Source organism: Paenibacillus zeisoli (assembly GCF_003994465.1).
GTDB lineage: Bacteria > Bacillota > Bacilli > Paenibacillales > Paenibacillaceae > Fontibacillus > Fontibacillus zeisoli.
The window spans coordinates 185,394-200,663 of record NZ_RZNX01000007.1; the positions used below are offsets into that span (position 1 = coordinate 185,394).

12 protein-coding genes and 1 pseudogene are annotated in these 15,270 nt (G+C 47.6%); 7 read left to right on the forward strand and 6 right to left on the reverse strand.

Features of this window, described 5'->3' with window-relative positions:
- Nucleotides 1–111 precede the first annotated feature (111 nt).
- The 4 genes from glnA to EJP77_RS15945 all read left to right on the forward strand — a co-directional run bounded on the left by glnA (nucleotide 112) and on the right by EJP77_RS15945 (nucleotide 3,978).
- Nucleotides 112–1,536 carry a type I glutamate--ammonia ligase gene (gene glnA / locus EJP77_RS15930; RefSeq protein WP_127200257.1) on the forward strand — a complete coding sequence of 475 codons (1,425 nt, stop codon included), beginning with the start codon at nucleotides 112–114 and terminating at the stop codon, nucleotides 1,534–1,536.
- A gap of 290 nt (nucleotides 1,537–1,826) precedes the next feature.
- Nucleotides 1,827–2,915 carry a 3-phosphoserine/phosphohydroxythreonine transaminase gene (serC, locus tag EJP77_RS15935; RefSeq protein ID WP_127200226.1) on the forward strand — a complete coding sequence of 363 codons (1,089 nt, stop codon included), beginning with the start codon at nucleotides 1,827–1,829 and terminating at the stop codon, nucleotides 2,913–2,915.
- 113 nt (nucleotides 2,916–3,028) lie between these two features.
- The gene (trmL, locus tag EJP77_RS15940; RefSeq protein WP_127200227.1) at nucleotides 3,029–3,493 is read left to right on the forward strand and encodes a tRNA (uridine(34)/cytosine(34)/5-carboxymethylaminomethyluridine(34)-2'-O)-methyltransferase TrmL; all 465 of its coding nucleotides are present in this window, start codon (nucleotides 3,029–3,031) and stop codon (nucleotides 3,491–3,493) included.
- Between the two features lie 230 nt (nucleotides 3,494–3,723).
- Nucleotides 3,724–3,978 (forward strand): AbrB/MazE/SpoVT family DNA-binding domain-containing protein, encoded by a 255-nt coding sequence (locus tag EJP77_RS15945; RefSeq protein ID WP_068622459.1) that lies wholly within the window; start codon nucleotides 3,724–3,726, stop codon nucleotides 3,976–3,978.
- Between the two features lie 271 nt (nucleotides 3,979–4,249).
- On the opposite strand, the gene EJP77_RS15950 is transcribed toward EJP77_RS15945, so the two are convergent.
- Nucleotides 4,250–5,320, reverse strand: a complete 1,071-nt coding sequence (locus tag EJP77_RS15950; protein WP_127200228.1) for a phosphodiester glycosidase family protein — start codon at nucleotides 5,318–5,320, stop codon at nucleotides 4,250–4,252.
- Nucleotides 5,317–5,727, reverse strand: a complete 411-nt coding sequence (locus EJP77_RS15955; protein WP_127200229.1) for a uroporphyrinogen-III C-methyltransferase — start codon at nucleotides 5,725–5,727, stop codon at nucleotides 5,317–5,319. Before EJP77_RS15955 ends, EJP77_RS15950 begins: the two co-directional genes overlap by 4 nt.
- 204 nt (nucleotides 5,728–5,931) lie before the next feature.
- On the opposite strand from EJP77_RS15955, the gene EJP77_RS15960 reads away from it, so the two are divergent.
- Complete coding sequence (locus EJP77_RS15960) at nucleotides 5,932–7,185, forward strand: aminotransferase-like domain-containing protein (RefSeq protein WP_127200230.1); 1,254 nt, start codon at nucleotides 5,932–5,934, stop codon at nucleotides 7,183–7,185.
- Between the two features lie 122 nt (nucleotides 7,186–7,307).
- On the opposite strand, the gene EJP77_RS15965 is transcribed toward EJP77_RS15960, so the two are convergent.
- Nucleotides 7,308–8,069 carry a DUF2161 domain-containing phosphodiesterase gene (locus EJP77_RS15965; RefSeq protein WP_127200231.1) on the reverse strand — a complete coding sequence of 254 codons (762 nt, stop codon included), beginning with the start codon at nucleotides 8,067–8,069 and terminating at the stop codon, nucleotides 7,308–7,310.
- 287 nt (nucleotides 8,070–8,356) lie between these two features.
- Between EJP77_RS15965 and EJP77_RS15970 the strand changes: the two genes are divergently transcribed.
- Nucleotides 8,357–10,252, forward strand: a complete 1,896-nt coding sequence (locus EJP77_RS15970; protein ID WP_127200232.1) for a PrkA family serine protein kinase — start codon at nucleotides 8,357–8,359, stop codon at nucleotides 10,250–10,252.
- A gap of 169 nt (nucleotides 10,253–10,421) precedes the next feature.
- Here EJP77_RS15970 and EJP77_RS15975 read toward each other — a convergent pair whose 3' ends face one another.
- The 3 genes from EJP77_RS15975 to yhbH all read right to left on the reverse strand — a co-directional run bounded on the left by EJP77_RS15975 (nucleotide 10,422) and on the right by yhbH (nucleotide 13,672).
- Complete coding sequence (locus EJP77_RS15975; protein ID WP_127200233.1) at nucleotides 10,422–10,934, reverse strand: DUF3231 family protein; 513 nt, start codon at nucleotides 10,932–10,934, stop codon at nucleotides 10,422–10,424.
- A gap of 135 nt (nucleotides 10,935–11,069) precedes the next feature.
- Complete coding sequence (locus EJP77_RS15980; RefSeq protein WP_185897376.1) at nucleotides 11,070–12,500, reverse strand: SpoVR family protein; 1,431 nt, start codon at nucleotides 12,498–12,500, stop codon at nucleotides 11,070–11,072.
- Between the two features lie 11 nt (nucleotides 12,501–12,511).
- Nucleotides 12,512–13,672: a sporulation protein YhbH gene (gene yhbH / locus EJP77_RS15985; RefSeq protein ID WP_127200235.1), complete on the reverse strand. Its 1,161-nt coding sequence runs from the start codon at nucleotides 13,670–13,672 to the stop codon at nucleotides 12,512–12,514.
- Between the two features lie 251 nt (nucleotides 13,673–13,923).
- On the opposite strand from yhbH, the pseudogene ald reads away from it, so the two are divergent.
- Nucleotides 13,924–15,055, forward strand: a pseudogene (gene ald, locus EJP77_RS15990) (alanine dehydrogenase).
- Nucleotides 15,056–15,270 lie beyond the last annotated feature (215 nt).

Consider the following 15,270-nt stretch of genomic DNA (forward strand, 5'->3'; position numbering starts at 1 on the left):
ATATCTATTGACGGATGCTTTTGCTTGGTATTATAATGACGACAGAAAATATATAGTATGAACGTTAAGTGTTTTTGCTTGCTTTAATGTTCGTGATTGGGAGGATTAATGATGTCAGTACAGCAGGTTTTGAAGACTATTCAGGAGAAACAAATTGAGTGGGTGGATTTCCGTTTTGTAGACCTGTCCGGTCGGGCACACCACATCAGTCTGCCAGCCAAAGAGGTTGACGAAGAAACTTTTGTAAATGGTGTGGCTTTTGACGGTTCTTCTATCCCGGGATTCCGTGGTATTGAAGAATCTGACATGGTTATGATGCCGGATCCGGGCTCAAGCTTTGTTGACCCTTTTACAGCACATCCTACCTTGAACATTCTTTGTGATATCTTTACACCAGACGGCAACCGTTATGAGCGTGATCCACGCAGTATTGCTGTTCGCGCTGAAGAATATTTGAAGAAGAGCGGTGTAGGTACAGCAGCATTCTTCGCACCTGAGTCCGAGTTCTTTATATTCGACGATGTACGTCATGAGAGCAGCATGAACCGCTCTTACTATGAAGTGAATTCCGAAGAAGCCGGATGGAATACCAGCCGTGATGAAGAAGGCGGAAACCTTGGTTTCAAAGTACCTGTAAAAGGTGGATACGTTCCAGTAGCTCCAACTGATAAGCAGCAGGATATCCGCAGCGAAATGTGTCGTTTGCTTGAAGAAGCAGGACTTCGTATTGAGCGTCATCACCACGAAGTAGCTACTGCAGGTCAAGCTGAGATTAACTTCCGCTTCGACACGCTTCTCAAAACTGCTGATAACTTGATGGTATACAAATACATTGTTCACAATACAGCACAACAATTTGGCAAAACAGCAACGTTCATGCCAAAACCACTCTTCGGTGACAACGGAAGCGGTATGCACGTTCACCAATCCATCTTTGATGGCGATACTCCTCTTTTCTATGAAAAAGGTGGATATGCAAACCTGAGTGAAATGGCTCTTCACTATATCGGAGGTATCTTGCACCACGCTCCAGCTTTGATTGCGTTCACGAACCCAAGTACGAACTCTTTCAAACGTCTGGTACCTGGTTACGAAGCACCGGTTAACCTTGTATACTCCAAAGGTAACCGTTCTGCAGCAGTTCGTATCCCAGTAGCGGCTGTAACACCTAAAGGCTGCCGGATCGAGTTCCGTACACCGGACTCCACAGCTAACCCTTATCTGGCATTCTCTGCTATGCTTCTTGCAGGTCTTGATGGAATCAAGCGTAAGATCAACCCGCAAGAACAAGGCTATGGACCATACGACAAGAACATCTATGATTTGTCTGATGCTGAGAAGAAAGAAATCCGCAGCGTTCCAGGTTCCCTGGATGAGGCTCTTGATGCGCTTCTTGCCGACACCGAATTCCTGACTGAAGGCGGCGTATTTACACAAGACTTCATTGATAACTTTGTAGCATTGAAGCGTAAAGAAGCTAAAGCTGTTGCTATGCGCGTACACCCGCATGAAATCGGACTTTACTTCGACCTGTAATAGAACTTATATATTCATGAAATGATAGCTAAGGGGCCGTCCCTAAGGTCGATTCGGACCTGGGGGACGGTCCCTTTTGCTATAGATATTCTTATTTAATCCCTGAAAAGTTCAGTGTGATCATGCTGCAGTCTTTCACAAGACAAAGCGTTAATGTGTCAATTCTGCAAACTTGTCCAAAGTTGTTCAATATGTTCTTGATGCAGGGATAGAATGTTGTTATAGTAAACCGTAACTATAGCACCGTCATATTCAACTTACTTTGATTAAGAGAGAGGATGGGAGTCCAAATGAGTAAGAGAGCCTACAATTTTAATGCGGGTCCCGCAGCAGTACCATTGGAAGTGCTTGGGCGCGCCCAAGCTGAATTTGTCGATTATCAGGACAATGGAATGTCGATTATGGAGATGTCTCACCGCGGAGCCGTCTATGAAGGAGTCCATAACGAAGCTCAAAGCCGTCTCTTGAACCTGCTTGGCAATCCGGAAGGATACAAGGTTCTATTCCTGCAGGGTGGAGCTTCCACTCAATTCGCTATGCTTCCAATGAACTTGTTAGCTGAAGGCCAGACTGCAGGTTATGTTAAGACAGGAAGCTGGGCGAACAAAGCGATCAGTGAAGCCAAATTAGTCGGGGATACGTTCATTGCCGCTTCTTCTGAAGACAATCAATATAAATCGGTTCCGAATCTGGCGAATCTTCAATTGCCTGAGAATGCAGCCTACCTGCATCTTACTTCTAACGAGACGATTGAAGGCACCCAGTTCCAGGAATTCCCGGATACAGGTAATGTACCTTTGATTGCAGATATGTCCAGTGATATCCTGTCCCGCCAATTGGATGTGAAGAATTTCGGAATGATCTACGCTGGCGCTCAGAAGAACCTAGGTCCATCAGGCGTAACCGTGGTGATTGCCCGTGAGGAACTAATTCAGAACTCACCAAAACACATTCCTACTGTGTTTAGATATGACACACACACCAAGAATAACTCCCTTTACAATACTCCTCCATCCTTCTCGATCTATATGGTGAATCAGGTCCTTAAATGGATTGAGGAACAAGGTTCCCTTGCCGGAATCGAAGCCAAGAACCGTGAGAAAGCACAGCTTCTATACAATGCAATCGATAACAGCGGTGGCTTCTTCCGCGGCTTCGCAGATACGGACAGCCGTTCTAACATGAACGTAACTTTCCGCATGGCATCTGAGGATCTTGAGAAGCAGTTCGTCAAAGCTTCCGAACAAGAAGGTTTTGTAGGCTTGAAAGGTCACCGCAGTGTGGGAGGCCTCCGTGCTTCGATCTATAACGCAGTTCCTTATGAACACATTAAAGCTTTGGTTGACTTCATGGGAGAATTCCAAAGAAAGAACGGCTAAGGTAAGTGTATGAACAAAGGTGGTATCCGGATTTCGGGTATCACCTTTTTTGCTGTATGGTATAATAGAAGGATGTATTTAGTGATTTTGTAGAGAGAGGTGCTTTCTTCATCATGGCCTTACATATTGTGCTAGTAGAACCCGAAATACCGGCGAATACCGGGAACATTGCCCGTACTTGCGCAGCAACCGGAATCCATCTGCATCTGGTACGCCCTCTGGGCTTTCGTACGGATGATGCGACTCTTAAACGTGCCGGACTTGATTACTGGTATGCTGTGCATATTGAATATCACGATTCCTTTGCTGAGGTGGAGGAGATGTACAAAGGCAGCAGATTCTTCTTCGCCACAACTAAGGCGGATCAGAGATACAGCGACTTCCAGTATCAGGATGGAGATTTCTTTGTTTTCGGCAAAGAGACCAAAGGACTTGCGCCCGAAATTCTCCAGGCTCACCCAGACAGTCTGATCCGGATGCCTATGACCGACAAGGTCCGATCTCTGAATCTGTCGAATTCTGCAGCAATTATTGTATATGAAGCTCTACGGCAATTGGATTTTCCCGGAATGGAATAAGGTTAACGTATTGTAAATACGTCCTAAGATGCGATTTCTCAAAGAAATTTAGCGAATTTGTGATTACTCAGCAGGATTTAGGAAAAATATGCCGAAATATATTTATTTAAAGACCTTCCGTCTTTTTCTTTTCTGACCGATATATAGAGGGGGATGCTTTATTATATCCAAGGAAAGAATCCTATAAAGTGCGGTGTCTGTTTATATTTTTCGGGAGAGGTGTGCTTTTTATGAAACCTGCTGGTGTGGTCCGTAAAGTGGATCAACTGGGGAGAATCGTCTTACCCAAATCGCTTCGGAAGAGATATCAAATGAATGAAGGGGATCCTGTCGAAATTCTCGTGCAGGGCGATCATATCATCCTTGAACGTTATCGTCCAAAATGTGTATTCTGCGGTAATATGGAAGATGTAAGCGAGTTTAAAGAACGGTCCATTTGTGGCCAATGCCTGGTTGAAATGAATCACTTACCACGACACGCGTAAATTGTGTGTTACGAAGCATCGCAGAATTTTCTGCGGTGCTTTTTAAATGTAAAGCTACAAAGAAAGAAGCTCTTCCTGAGGAAGAGCTTCTTCTTTCATTACAAACCTTTGGTTTTATCATCGTTATAGGATGCAGTTAAGATTCCGGCCACGAACAGGACAAACACTAGTGTAACAATCCAGAATGTTAATGAAAAGGACATGCAGCCACCTCCAACGTATACTCGCTATGTCTATTATAACCATCACATGAACAAAATTAAAAGCTATATTATTTGAAAAATAAAAAATGAGTAGGAACCGGACGCAGAGCGCCGTCGGAAGGCCTGTTAATCACCCTGTCACCAAGGATCAATGAGGTAGAACCTCCACCGTCCAGGTTATAAGCACTTTGGACGCCCAGCTTATACAGCTTGTCCTGAAGCTCAGGGAGGGACGCTCCGGAATTACCGTTCTCATCGTATCCATCCACCACCAGCACCAGCAGTTGGTCATCCCGATAGCTGCCGATCACGGTTCGGGGTGCTCGGTAAGGTGAAGTCAGCCATTTCTGAGGAATGGGCGTCTTAACCCCATTTTGTAGTAAGACTGGAACAAATGTAGCTCCAAATGAAGGCTTTAATTTATCCAACTGGGACTGACTGGAGAACTTGCCCCCGATCAGCTTGCCTGACTGGCTCAGTCCAACAAAAGAAAGGTCTTTGAAGCTGGGCTGGAAGCCGGTTAAGTATTTGCCGTTCTGGACCGTTGTACTCAGCGGATAGCGTTTGCCTCCAGAGTCTGCGAATCCTCCTGCGTTTATCCCCGCAATGGCTCCGCTGTGCTTGACCGCCTGCATGGTGGTCTCGGAAGAGCCAAGCTTGTCTCCGGCAACAGCCATCTTCATGGCTGCAGGGTCTTTGAGCTTGATCTTCATTGCATACCCCTTATAGCTGCCAGGGTTAATCTTGTACAATTCAATCCTAATCTTGTCGCTTTGGACAGTTTCATAAGGTGAAGAACCGAACTTGGAAGTAATGCGCCGATCATATATCGTCTCAGGCCGACGGGAAGTTTTCTGAGCAGCGGTCACCACCTGAGACATGGCTGAAGTTGTCTTTTGATATAAGGCAGCCGTTTTGCGAATCGTAGAAATCGTATATTTGGCAGTCTCTTCGGCATCCGACAAGGCTGCAGACACTTGATTGACATGCTGATCAAGTTCGGCGGGAGCAGGCAGTTTGACAGGCTGCCCCTCCCAGTTCAGCTGAACACTTCCGAGCAGAAGCGCAAGGATCAGGCCGACGAAAGGTGCTGTAGCAAGCAAAAAGAACCGGTTGAGCTGTTTGGTCTGAATGTTCATTTTAACAGATCCATCTTGCTCTGGAGTGCACTCAGCTGCTTCTTGACTTCAGCTAACTGAGTGTAGAGCTTGTTGCTGTTATCGGTCTTATTGCTTGCAGTATCCTTCGTGAAAGTGAGCAGCTCGTTGAATGATTGAACCTTGCTGTCCAGCTGGCTTACCTCATTCGATAATGAGGATAATTTGGAGTTGTAATCGGCCTTGATTGCATTTGTCTGTGCCTGCCATTTGGCATCTAGCGCGGAGAGCATGGACTGCTGTAAATGGTGACTGTACCAATAGGTTGCCGCTATACCTATACCGATCAGCAGCAGCCAGATCACGAGAAATACCTTTACGGACGTTCCCCGGTTTCTCGTGCTGCGCGCCGAAGTAGGCGTGGAAACAGGCTCCGTAGAGTAAGACATGTGTATCACCTCAAGCATTTTCTAGTTTTTTACCAATTTTCATTCTAACATTCCCCTATCATGTACGCAAAAAATGTAAATGTTTTCAAAGGTTGCGAGACAAAAATATTTTTCTTTAAGGGAATCAGGGTGAATTGCAGATGGATAGCTCCATACATTAGTACTAGAAAAGAAGTGCTGATCCTGAAAGGAGCAAAGTGCGAGATGAAACGGAGTTTTGGCTGGGGTGAGGAACAGGAGCATGACCTCATCTCCCTTGCTGGGGAAGGGATTGAAAGTGGGCTGTATCCTGTCAGTAAAGGACAAATGGTGCAAGGGGATGAAATCTCTGTCGAAACAGGAGCAGACAGCAGAAAATCCTGGATGGGGGAATCCGCGACAGCCGGTTTAATTGACTTAATTAATAATGTTAGCAGCTTCCAGGGACACCTTCGTATAGAGGAGTCTTCGCTGCTGCTGACAACCGGCAGGATGGAAGCTTTGGAACTGCTGCTAGGTGAGCTGGTAAAGTCGGGGGATTCCGTGGTGGTCGAGAATCCAGCCTCGCCTGCTGTACTAGAAGCTCTTCATCGCAGACAAGTGAAGGTCCTCCCGGTAGACTGTGATTCTGAAGGCATATTGCCGGAGGCATTAAAGAGCTGTCTTAGCTTGCAGAAGCCAGTTCTTGTATATATCACACCTGACTATTCCGATACGATCGGAACTTTATGGAGTTCTATTCGAAGAAGGGAAATTGTCGAGATTACCCAAGGAGCAGACATTTGGCTCCTCTCAGACCGGAGCAGCGCAGCAGCGCCTTTTGCTGCTGGAACAGAACACTCGCTAGGGGAAGGCCGCTCATTCTATGAGATCGGCAGAGAGCAAGGACATGACGAGCGAATCGCTGAACTTATGTCCATGGATGGTCACGGCATCCATGCCGGATGGATTCGAGCGGGTGAGACGCTGATTCAGCGCTTGAAGGATGCGAGAGAGGGGCGGGGCAGCGCGAATAGCGCCCGGGATAAAAGGATTCGAGCGGAAGAGGCGCGGGTTCGGCGCATTAGGGAGGCGAGAGAAGGGCGGGGCGAAGTGGAGGATAGCTGCCCTGCAGGGGTTTCGGCGCAGCTGCTGGTGCAGCATGCCGCGGCGCTGAACCGCGAGTACGCCGCGCGGCGAGCGGAAGCTCTTGCTGTGCTGGCAGGCAGCCGGGCCCTCGGCGCTGTCTGCCAGCACGCTGCCGGCAGCGGACGCTTCCTGTGGGCGGAGCTGCCGGCAGGTATGGACAGCGCCGCCCTGCTGCGGGCGGCGCGGCTCAAGGGCGCGGCGTTCCTGCCCGGCGCGCGGTGCTGCGCGGGAGCGGGGAACACGCGGACGCTGCGCTTGTCGCTTGCAGAGCAGAGCCGGCAGCGATTGCGGCTGGGGCTTGCGCGAATCTGCGAAGCCGCGGAGGAGTTCACGGCACGCTGGGAGCAGTAGTTCGGCTGCTGCTGGAGTGATATCCAGCCACCCGCACCTGAGATTCATGTTCGCCTTTTGATTTCGTCTAGTTTTATCCAACTGACTACCCGGTTTGTTATAACTTCCTTCTGTTCTTATAATCAGTCTATATGTAGAGTCGTATCTTCTTCCGCGGCGGCCGCGAACATGCGATGACTTGCAGTCACCTGTTCATATTGCTGCAGTGCAGCAGCTCCTGCTGGTGTCAGGCTGTAGCGGCCGCGGCTGACTCTCAGGAACCAGCCATAATAATTATGCTGCAGAATATTCGCCGCTGTGCCTACCCCGCTTTGGTCACGGATCTCGCGAGGGGACATCAGCTCACCGCTGCGTGACATGATCTCAGCTACCCGAAGTGCTTTCTCGCGATAGGCTGTCACCAGCTTTTTGCCGCGGCTGCCTCCGACGTTATAATCCCCGCTCCGCTCGCGAAATTCATTAGCCAGTCGGGTAACCCGGGTCTTGACCGGTCTCGGTCCTCCGTAGCTTTCCATTCCTTCAGGTCTGCATAGAACCTCGACAAATGGTTTCTTGGTCTTGTAATGAGTTACCGTGATTAGCCCCAGCCCAAGTCTTCGGCACAGCTGTGTAATTTCACTCCAACGCTGATTATGCGCGCCTTTCTTCTGCCGGTTCCGCTCTACAGCAAGATAGACCTCCTTGCTAAGCTTCTGGCGTGCCTGCCCCTGGAGCAGCAGAGCAAGATTGAAGGTCTTCTTCATCTCTACGATCAGGGGCTCGCTTTGATCAGGTCGAAATCCCACCAGATCACAGTGCCGCACCTCACTCTTCACCTCATAGCCCTGTTCCTCGAAAAAAAGCTTTAGCGGCTTATACAATTCCGTTTCATGTTGAACCGCCATGTTTCGTGTGTCTCCTTTCTGACGTGAAATATTCGTTGGAAGTCATAGTAAGTAGAGTATATCACAAGGATGCTCCTGAAAATTACGAACCATGTAATGTCTTGGTCGTGATAAACCCATTTTTCCGATAGGCATAAAATATAGTTCAGATAAAATCGTCAATTAATTGTATAAGCTCGCATAAGTATGTAATATCCTTTTTTAACCGTTGTTAAAGCTCACGGCGTACTGCTCTTAAGACAGACAAAGATGCGTAGTTCATATCGGAAGCACAGGAGGTACCAAGCATGGATATTTTTGAACGCGTTGCAGCATACCGGGCAGAAAGTGATCGGTTGGCGTGGAGCGGTACTTTTAAAGAATACATTGAGCTGCTGAAGAAAGACCCGTCTCCAGCCAAGACAGCTCATGCCCGGGTATACGACATGATTGAATCTTACGGCGTGGAAGAAGTGAATGGCCAAAAGCGCTACAAATTTTTCGAACAGGAAATTTTCGGGCTGGACCGCGCGGTCGAGAAGCTGGTAGAAGAATATTTTCATTCGGCCGCTCGCAGGCTTGACGTACGTAAAAGAATCCTGCTGCTGATGGGCCCGGTTAGTGGAGGGAAATCAACCCTTGTCACTCTTCTCAAACGAGGGCTTGAAAAGTTCTCGCGCACAGATAGAGGTGCTCTGTATGCTATTGAAGGCTGCCCGATGCATGAGGATCCCCTGCATCTTATTCCGCTTGAGCTGCGCTCAGAAGTAGAGCAGGAGCTGGGAATTCGGATTGAGGGCAATTTATGCCCTGTCTGCCAGATGAAGCTGAAGACAGAATACGATAACAACATTGAACATGTCAGAGTAGTCAGATTAGAAATTTCAGAAGATGCGCGTGTCGGTATCGGTACTTTTAGTCCATCTGATCCTAAATCCCAGGATATTGCTGATCTTACGGGAAGCATCGACTTCTCGACGATTACCGAGTACGGTTCCGAGTCCGATCCCCGGGCATACCGGTTCGACGGAGAACTGAACAAGGCCAATCGGGGCTTGATGGAATTTCAGGAAATGCTGAAGTGTGACGAGAAATTTCTCTGGAATCTCTTGTCGCTTACCCAGGAAGGTAATTTTAAAGCGGGGAGATTTGCGCTGATTAGTGCGGATGAATTGATTGTCGCCCATACGAACGAAACCGAGTATAAAGCTTTTATTGCGAATAAGAAGAACGAAGCGCTTCAATCCCGTATGATCGTCATGCCGATTCCTTATAACCTTAAGGTGTCACAGGAGGAGAAAATTTACTCCAAGCTCATCAGCCAGAGTGATATGAACCATATTCATATTGCTCCGCATTCTCTGCGGGCCGCCGCGATCTTCTCGATTCTCACACGTCTTAAAGACTCCAAGAAGCAGGGAGTCGATCTGCTCAAGAAGATGCGTCTGTACGACGGGGAAGAGGTGGAGGGCTACAAAATTGCCGACCTCAAGGAGCTTCAGAATGAGTATCTGGATGAAGGCATGTCCGGTGTTGACCCGCGCTATGTCATTAACCGGATTTCCAGTGCGCTGATTAAGCAGGATCTTCAGTGCATTAACGCTCTGGATATATTAAGGGCGATCAAGGATGGTCTTGACCAGCATGCCTCCATCACCCGAGAGGAACGTGAGCGGTATCTGAATTTTATCGCCATTGCCCGCAAGGAATATGATGAACTGGCCAAAAAAGAAGTGCAAAAGGCGTTTGTCTACTCGTTCGAGGAGTCTGCACGCACGCTGTTTGAGAACTACCTCGATAATATTGAGGCGTTCTGCAACTGGTCCCGTATTCGGGATCCGCTGACCGATGAAGAGCTGGATCCGGATGAGCGGCTCATGCGATCCATTGAGGAGCAAATCGGAATTTCGGAGAATGCCAAGAAGGCGTTCCGTGAAGAAATTCTGATCCGTATCTCCTCCTATTCCAGAAAGGGACGCAAATTTGAATATAATGACCATGACAGGCTTCGGGAAGCGATTGAGAAGAAGCTGTTTGTGGATTTGAAAGATATCGTCAAGATCACCACCTCGACCAAGACGCCGGACGAGAATCAGCTTAAGCGTATTAATGAAGTCAGCAAACGCTTGATCGAGAATCATGGCTACTGCCCTGTATGTGCGAATGAGCTGCTGCGTTATGTGGGAAGCTTGTTGAATAGATAAGAGTAACTAAACCCGCAGGAAGATCACTTAATAAGTGATCTTCCTGCGGGTTTGTATGTTTGGCGCAATGATGACAGCTATACGGATATGCGATAGAGTCTCATTTTCTTATATGCTTCCAGCATCTTTTTTGCAGTAACACTTGACTACTAGTGTCTGCTCAGAGGGCTCAATCTCCCTCTGGTCTTTGAATTAACAGAGGCGGAGGGATGAGCCAGCCCTTTTCCTTGAGCAGCCGTAGAACCCGGGCCCCGAGAGCAGCTTTAAGTCCGTGATTTTTCAAGAAGAGAGCACCTACATCTTCTCGGATGGAAATGGCGATAATTTGACTGCATTCGATAATGCCCATGGATATAGAAGCTGCAATGGATGCAGCAATTTCCGGATCAGTGAAACGGGCACCTGCTGGAATTTCTTCCAAATCTGCTGGGGGTCTCTCAGGCAAGGCTGGAACGGGAGGTATACCGTTAGCAAGCAGAATCTCATCCGCTTCTTTAATTTCCCGGCCTGCTTGGTCGATAAGGTCTTCAATGATCTTTTTGAGATCCTTGTCACCGGCATGGTTCATAAAAGCCTGATAACCCGAAAGGGCTGCCTTGCTTTTGGTGGAGAACTGCCATACTCCAAAAATTTCACCGTAATGTAGGGGTTCATCTTTAGGGTTACCACCCAAGATAGCCATATAAGTTACTCCTTTTTCAACTGAAATATTGTGGAATACCCAAGTAGAATACCCGCATAATTGAAAAATATGCTTCACGCAAAAAAAGCCTTCAATCCATGGTTAACCACGGACTGAAGACAGGTTATCACTTCATTAGCTTACGAACTTTCTGTAATGCTTCTGACCATCATAGCTGAATATCGCTTTCTTATCCTCAATCACCGTTTCCAGGTGCACCGTCTTGCCCCAGAGACGATATACGTGAGGGAGCGTCCGCTCCAGGTATTTGAGGTCAAGTTCAATTCCTTCATATTCATGCCTAAGCACCAGCTCGCCGCTGCGTTGATAATCGCCATCCTGTACCACAATATAAGGCGCACCGCCGTTTACTCTGGATAATGCGAGCTGATCACGGATATTCTCCCACGATTTGTCTGTAATTTTCCACTCAGGGCCCTGCTTCTGAAATACATAGAGATCCAGATCTCGCGTTAAATCTTTCGTTAAATAACTGCGGATAAAAGAAATATCGGAATCGAGCTCACGCACCTCGAATATTTTCTCTCTGCCCTTGCCGGGCTTTCTTCCAAAACGTTCTTGTTCCTCTTTGGTGGGCTGATCCCAGCGCCGTTCGATGTCCTCGAAGATCTTCAGCCCCAGGTAATAAGGATTGAGACTTTGTGTCGAGGGCTGCACGACCGACGAGTTCAGCTTGGCGAACTCAATTGTCTCTTCACCAGTCAGATCCAGCTCCCGGATAATCCGCTGATGCCAGTAGGAAGCCCAGCCTTCGTTCATGATCTTGGTCTCCATTTGAGGCCAGAAATAGAGCATTTCTTCTCTCAGCATACTCATGATATCCCGCTGCCAATCTTCGAGAGTCTCCGAGTATTCCTGGATGAACCAGACCAGGTCTTTTTCCGGTTCTGGCGGGAAAATAGGGAGACGAGCTGGCTCTGCGGGGCCAGCAGATGACGTCAGCTGATCTATGGACCATAGGTCGTCATACGGAGTAGACGGCCTTATGGTGTGGAGTCCTTCCTTCAGCTCCCGAATTTTCTCTTCGGTATATCGTTTTTTATCCAGCCGTCTTGGTTTGATCAGCTGCGGGTCAACATGCTCTTGAATAGAGAGGACGGCGTCCACGAACGTTTCCACCGCATCTGTACCATGTATCAACTCGTATTGGCTGATTCTCTCGGCAGTTGCAGACATGCTCTCAACCATATTGCGGTTCGTCGCAGCGAACCTGGCATTATTTTTGAAGAAGTCGCAGTGGGCCAGCACATGAGCCACGATCAGCTTGTTCTGTATTAGCGAATTGCCATCCAGCAGGAATGCATAGCAGGGATTGGAGTTGATGACGAGCTCATAGATTTTGCTCAGGCCGAAATCGTACTGAAGCTTCATTTTATTAAAAGTTTTTCCGAAGCTCCAGTGGCTGAACCGGGTCGGCATCCCGTATGCACCGAACGTGTAGATGATATCGGCCGGACAAATTTCATACCTCATCGGATAGTAGTCCAGTCCGAAGCCATCGGCAATCTCCATAATTTCATTTATGGATTTCTCTAATTGTTCCATTTCTGAGCCCACTAAGCGAGCCCCCCTTCCTGCTTATGAAAGAAGCTCTTTAGGGCCTGATAGACAGCCCCTTTCTCTTTGATGATGAAATGCAGGAATCTTTCCTTGGAAATATTCTTATAGGCGGACATTAAAGTGCTTCCCCTGTTGTACTGGTTAACTTCCCCGTAACCGAACATGTTGCTCCGGTCCAGAAGCTCTCCGATCAGCTTGACGCATCGTTCATTATCTGAGGTCAGATTATCCCCGTCCGAGAAATGAAAAGGGTAAATGTTGTAGCTCGCCGGTGGGTACCGTGAATCAATAATTTCCAATGCCTTCATATAAGCAGACGAACAGATCGTTCCTCCGCTTTCTCCGCGTGTGAAGAAATCCTCCTCACTGACCTCCTTGGCTTCCGTATGGTGGGCAATGAACACGATCTCCACCTTTTCATACTGACGCCGAAGGAACCGGGTCATCCAGAAAAAGAAGCTTCGTGCACAGTACTTCTCGAACGTTCCCATCGATCCAGAAGTGTCCATCATCGCAATAATGACCGCATTAGAGTGGGGAACAACAATGTCCTCCCAGGTTTTATACCTAAGGTCGTCCGGCGAAATTCCGTGAATCCCCGGCTTTCCACTGGTTGAGTTACGTCGCAGATTTTCGAGAATCGTGCGTTTCTTGTCGATGTTGGACATGATGCCTTTCTTTCGAATGTCGTTAAAACGAATATCGGAAATCTCAATATGGTCATTATCTTTGTCTTCCATAAAAGGGAGCTCAAGTTCGCTGAACAGGATATCCTCCAGCTCCTCGATACTGATCTCAGCCTCCATGAAGTCTACTCCCGGCTGATCGCCGGCTCCTTCGCCGGAACCAGCCTGCTGCTTCGGACTGTCTTGGCCGAGCACGTCTCCAACCTGTGAATCCCCGTCTCCTTGCCCGACATGCTTTTGTTTCTGGTAATTATGCACGAACCGGTACTCTTCCAAATTGCGCAGAGGCACTTTAATAATCTGCTTGCCATCTGACATGATGATGCTCTCTTCTGTAATGAAGTCCGGCAGGTTTTGTTTGATAATTTCTTTCACTTTCTTCTCATGCCGCTGCTGGTCCTGGTAACCCTTGCGGTGCAAAGACCAATCCTCCTTGGACACGATAAAGAGAGATTTATCGGATGACGGCATAGCCAGGCACCTCCCTGATTAAAGCTTGATTGACCTATTATTCATATATATTCAAGGGGAAGAGTGATATGTGAGGGGCACAAATTGAAAACTTTAATTTGGATAGCGGGCTTACCTAAACCCTCATAAATATACTGATCAGTTGACGTTAGCCTTAGGTGCTGCTGAGCATATATAATAAGATAAAGACTTTTTTGACCGCTGTAGAATTAAACTTAAGTGGTTATCTTTGTACAAGGAGAGGGTCTGACATGATCATAGGCGTACCGAAAGAGATCAAGAATAACGAGAACCGTATAGCTATTACACCAGCTGGTGTGGAGGCCCTGAAGAGGAAGGGTCATGAAGTATTGATTGAAAGCGGTGCGGGATTAGGCAGTGGATTCACAGATCAGCAGTTTAGTGATCAGGGAGCTCGGGTTCTCCAAGATCGAGCTGAGATATGGGGACAGGCAGAAATGATCATGAAAGTGAAGGAACCTCTCCCAGAAGAGTATGGGTATTTTCGAAAGGAGCTAATTCTATTCACCTATCTTCATTTGGCGGCGGAGCAGGATTTAACAAGGGCTCTACAAGAAAATGGCGTTACTGCTATAGCCTATGAGACAGTGCAGCAGGGGGATGGATCACTTCCACTTTTAACTCCTATGAGCGAGGTAGCAGGCCGAATGGCTGTTCAGATTGGTGCTCAAATTCTAGAGAAGCCCCATGGTGGAAAAGGCGTCCTGCTGAGTGGAGTTCCAGGCGTTGCTCCTGCTGAGGTAGTTATTGTTGGCGGGGGAGTGGTAGGCACGAACGCAGCAAAAATTGCCGTGGGCATGGGTGCCAAGGTAACTCTGCTGGATGTTAATGCTGCGCGTTTGCGCTATTTGGATGATTTATTCGGAGGACGAGTTACTACAGTAGTATCAGACTCTTATCATATCGGGCTTGCGGCCGCCAAAGCTGATTTATTGATTGGGGCCGTGCTTTATTCCAGGAGCGCGTGCTCCTAAGCTGGTAAAAGAAGAGATGGTTCGTCAAATGAGTGAAGGCTCGGTTATTGTAGATGTTGCGATCGATCAAGGGGGATCCATTGAGACCATTGACCGGGTAACGACACATGAGAATCCGACATACGTGAAGCATGGAGTAGTTCATTATGCTGTAGCTAATATTCCAGGCGCGGTGGCACGGACATCAACATGGGCGCTGACTAATGCTACAATGGCATATGCTTTGCAAATTGCCGATTTCGGACCCCGGGCTGCTGTTCTGAATAACAAATCCTTGGCGAGAGGAGTAAATGTTCTAAATGGACATGTTACTCACGAAGCTGTGGCTCGCAGTGTGAATGCATCCTTTATTAGTGTGGAAGACGCACTCGATGAGGAGCTGGGTTAAGGCTAGTTGGAGTTCAATAATGTACAGATAACATTTTTATTGAAAAAGTGCTTGCTAAATGATTTCGTTATGTGTTATATTCTTATTCCGGCCGATTGATTGGTTAATCATGAACCGGGTGACAACCAGAATTTTATAAGTGATTTCGGGAGAACATTCCTAACTGGTAAAAATTACGAGTTGTCAAAATGCTTGCTAACATGATATATTATAAG

Excerpts from the sequence above, each read along its gene's own strand:
- EJP77_RS15945 (WP_068622459.1), top strand. The coding sequence starts at position 3,724 with ATGAAACCTGCTGGTGTGGTCCGTAAAGTGGATCAACTGGGGAGAATC.
- EJP77_RS15965 (WP_127200231.1), bottom strand. The coding sequence starts at position 8,069 with ATGGCGGTTCAACATGAAACGGAATTGTATAAGCCGCTAAAGCTTTTT.
- EJP77_RS15970 (WP_127200232.1), top strand. The coding sequence starts at position 8,357 with ATGGATATTTTTGAACGCGTTGCAGCATACCGGGCAGAAAGTGATCGG.
- EJP77_RS15960 (WP_127200230.1), top strand. The coding sequence starts at position 5,932 with ATGAAACGGAGTTTTGGCTGGGGTGAGGAACAGGAGCATGACCTCATC.
- glnA (WP_127200257.1), top strand. The coding sequence starts at position 112 with ATGTCAGTACAGCAGGTTTTGAAGACTATTCAGGAGAAACAAATTGAG.
- EJP77_RS15955 (WP_127200229.1), bottom strand. The coding sequence starts at position 5,727 with ATGTCTTACTCTACGGAGCCTGTTTCCACGCCTACTTCGGCGCGCAGC.
- EJP77_RS15975 (WP_127200233.1), bottom strand. The coding sequence starts at position 10,934 with ATGGCTATCTTGGGTGGTAACCCTAAAGATGAACCCCTACATTACGGT.
- serC (WP_127200226.1), top strand. The coding sequence starts at position 1,827 with ATGAGTAAGAGAGCCTACAATTTTAATGCGGGTCCCGCAGCAGTACCA.
- trmL (WP_127200227.1), top strand. The coding sequence starts at position 3,029 with ATGGCCTTACATATTGTGCTAGTAGAACCCGAAATACCGGCGAATACC.
- EJP77_RS15980 (WP_185897376.1), bottom strand. The coding sequence starts at position 12,500 with ATGGAACAATTAGAGAAATCCATAAATGAAATTATGGAGATTGCCGAT.
- EJP77_RS15950 (WP_127200228.1), bottom strand. The coding sequence starts at position 5,320 with ATGAACATTCAGACCAAACAGCTCAACCGGTTCTTTTTGCTTGCTACA.
- yhbH (WP_127200235.1), bottom strand. The coding sequence starts at position 13,672 with ATGCCGTCATCCGATAAATCTCTCTTTATCGTGTCCAAGGAGGATTGG.